Below are 2579 nucleotides of genomic sequence, written 5' to 3'. Positions count from 1 at the left end.
TCGGGCCAGTCGGGCGGCTCGCGCTGCTTGCGCCGCTCGGGCGGCTCGGGCGGTCGGGTCGCACCACGCACGTGGCGTCGAACCACGCACGGGGGTGGTTCGACGCCGCAACCGTGGTGCGACCTCGCGTGCGGCGAGAGGGCTCAGCCGCGGAACTGGTCGGCGGGGGCGAGGCGGCCGTGCACGCGGCGCCCGAGCTCGGCGAACATGTCGGTGACGGTCGCCCAGTCCTCGTGGGTCGGGGAGGTCGGTTCGACGAACAGGCCGTAGAACCGTCGCCCGCTGTTGAGCGACTCGACCAGGACGGTCTCGGAGCGGTCGAAGAACTGCGTCCCGTCGTGCTTGAGGGCGGACGCCCGGACGGGTTCGCCGGTCAGGGTGCTGAAGCCGGCCGACGCCAGGGCCCGTGCGGTCCTGCGCCGGGACAGTCGGGGGAGGACGGGACCGGCCTCCCCCGCGCTCAGCACCGCGCGCACGTGCGCGAACACGAGCTCTTGCTCGTGGACGGGGTGCGAGGTGGAGGTCGGCGAGTTCGTCACGGCATCACCGTGGCAGGTCGTGGCCCGGAGTGCGACGCCCAGTGCGGGGGCGGCCCCTTGGGGTGCGACCCGGACTGGGGAGCCGACCGGGCGTGCCCGGCGTCCGCCCACGGTGTAGCTCGGTCCGGCAGGCGTGTCCGAGAGGAGGCCCGGGGACGGGGCGCCGGGGCGTGTCGGAGAATGGCCCGATGCTTCCTGCTGCTCCCGCCGCCGGCTCCGGCCGCGACCTCGACGACTCGGCCCGGTGCCCCTGCCTCAGCGGCGAGACCTACGGATCGTGCTGCGGGCCGCTGCACCGGGGCACGACGCCCGCCCCGACGGCGGAACGGTTGATGCGCTCGCGGTACTCGGCGTTCGTGCTCGCCCGCGCCTCCTACCTGCTCGAGACGTGGCACCCGACGACGCGGCCCGCGACGCTCGAGGTCGATCCGGGCACGCGCTGGTTCCGGCTCGACGTCGTGCGGACGCAGGCGGGCGGACCGTTCGACGACGAGGGGACGGTGGAGTTCGAGGCGCACTTCCGCGACGACGAGGGCGTGGGGTCGCAGCACGAGGTCAGCCGGTTCGCCCGGGTCGACCGGCGGTGGCTCTACGTCGACGGGACGGCGGGCTGACCAGGCCGCACTGAACGAGCTCGGGCCTGGCCGGGTCCGGCGGGGCAGACGCGCGACGTCGGCATCGGGCGTCACGAAGAGGACGGCGGGTCCGTCGGGCCCGGCATCCTCTCCGTGACGCCGCCGGGCCGCAGGGAGAGCTTCACGGGCAGGGACCCACGGTCCGGACGACACCGATGCAGGGCTCGCGCCCTCCATCTCGACGAACGCTAGGCCGCACGAGATGGTGCGGTTCAGACGTGGACGCTCCTCACAGGCAGGGCGTCGGGACGCGTGTTTCGGGGGACAGGACGCGCGCGGGTCACATCCGTCAGGGGGCGCGGCGTGCGAGGGCGACCGCCTCGAGTGCCCGGACCACCTCGCCGACGGCCCGCTGCGCCCGGACGACGCCGACCGGGCCGCCGAGCACCGACAGGGCCGGCTCGTGCACGACCCGCACCACGAGGCGTCCCCGGTCGTCCACGAACCACTGCACGCCGAGGGTCAGCAACTGCGCCCGCCCGGCGAAGGCGCGCAGCGCGAGGGTGGAGGCCAGCGTGCCCCGGACGGCCCGGGTGCTGCCGTCCGACGCGAGCGACAGGGTGAAGCCGTGATCGATCAGGGTCTGCTCGACGAGGTGTCGCGACTCGTCGTGTGCGCCCTCGAGGAAGACGTCGTGCGTGCTCGCCACCGGACGGGTGCGGCGGTCAGCGCAGCGGCGCGAGCATCTCGAGCTCGCGCGCGGCGGGGTCGAGGGCGTAGGGGTTCGTGTGTCCGGTCGGTTCGTACCCGCGTCGACGGTAGAACGCGATGGCCCGCTCGTTCTGCTCGTGGACGTGCAGGCGCAGGGTGTCGCCCTCGGTCGCGGCCCACGTCTCGACGCCGTCGAGCAGCAGGTCGGTGACCCCGGCCGAGCGCCCTCGATGGCTCGGGGCGACGTACACGCCGACCAGCAGGGGCTGCCCCGCCGACTGCAGGAAGCCGCCCATGGCGCCGACCCAGTCGCCCGTCCCGTCGTCGATCGCGACCAGCGAGGTGCCGTGCTCGGCCTCGCCCCGGGCCCCGCGCATCCGCCACTCGGCCTCGGCGTGACGACGGGCGACGGCGAGCGTCTCGCCGTAGGCGATCGGCGTGTCCGCGAGCATCGCGAGGCGCAGGTCGCGGACGCGCTGCCAGTCGTCGGCGGTCGTGCGGCGGACGGTCACGGGTCGTGCGGGCATGCCGCCACCCTGCCACACGGGCGGGACGCGGCGGGTGCAGGAGGCGCGGGTCGCGTCCCACCGCCGGGTCGGGCCCCGTCGTCGTCACGTCAGGAGGCGCGGGTCGCGTCCCGCCGTCGACCCGCGCCCCGGGGTCGTCACGTCAGGAGGCGCGGTGCGGCCCTCAGCCGACCCGCGCCACGGGGGCGGGGCCGAGGCGCTGCTCGGGGCGGGCCGGTGAGATCAGC

Annotated in this window: 4 protein-coding genes; 1 reads left to right on the top strand and 3 read right to left on the bottom strand. The window is 75.3% G+C overall.

The features are described from left to right. Positions 1-143 precede the first annotated feature (143 nt). Positions 144-539, bottom strand: a complete 396-nt coding sequence (locus tag IFT36_RS15760) for a hypothetical protein (RefSeq protein WP_056047249.1) — start codon at positions 537-539, stop codon at positions 144-146. A 188-nt stretch (positions 540-727) separates the two neighbouring features. Between IFT36_RS15760 and IFT36_RS15755 the strand changes: the two genes are divergently transcribed. After that, positions 728-1153 carry a YchJ family protein gene (locus IFT36_RS15755; protein WP_056047246.1) on the top strand — a complete coding sequence of 142 codons (426 nt, stop codon included), beginning with the start codon at positions 728-730 and terminating at the stop codon, positions 1151-1153. Positions 1154-1463: 310 nt separating this feature from the next. On the opposite strand, the gene IFT36_RS15750 is transcribed toward IFT36_RS15755, so the two are convergent. Beyond that, positions 1464-1823 (bottom strand): hypothetical protein, encoded by a 360-nt coding sequence (locus tag IFT36_RS15750; protein WP_056047243.1) that lies wholly within the window; start codon positions 1821-1823, stop codon positions 1464-1466. Positions 1824-1839: 16 nt separating this feature from the next. Next, on the bottom strand, positions 1840-2352 hold the full coding sequence (locus IFT36_RS15745; RefSeq protein ID WP_056048002.1) for a GNAT family N-acetyltransferase: 513 nt from the start codon (positions 2350-2352) through the stop codon (positions 1840-1842). Positions 2353-2579: the final 227 nt, after the last annotated feature.

Source organism: Frigoribacterium sp. CFBP 13605, assembly GCF_014839405.1.
Classification (GTDB): Bacteria; Actinomycetota; Actinomycetes; order Actinomycetales; family Microbacteriaceae; genus Frigoribacterium.
Note: the sequence above shows the minus strand (reverse complement) of the source record. Positions and strands in the feature narration are given on the sequence as shown.

Bases quoted from the DNA above. Each gene is read 5' to 3' on its own strand.
- IFT36_RS15755 (WP_056047246.1), top strand. From the start codon at position 728: ATGCTTCCTGCTGCTCCCGCCGCCGGCTCCGGCCGCGACCTCGACGAC.
- IFT36_RS15745 (WP_056048002.1), bottom strand. From the start codon at position 2,352: ATGCCCGCACGACCCGTGACCGTCCGCCGCACGACCGCCGACGACTGG.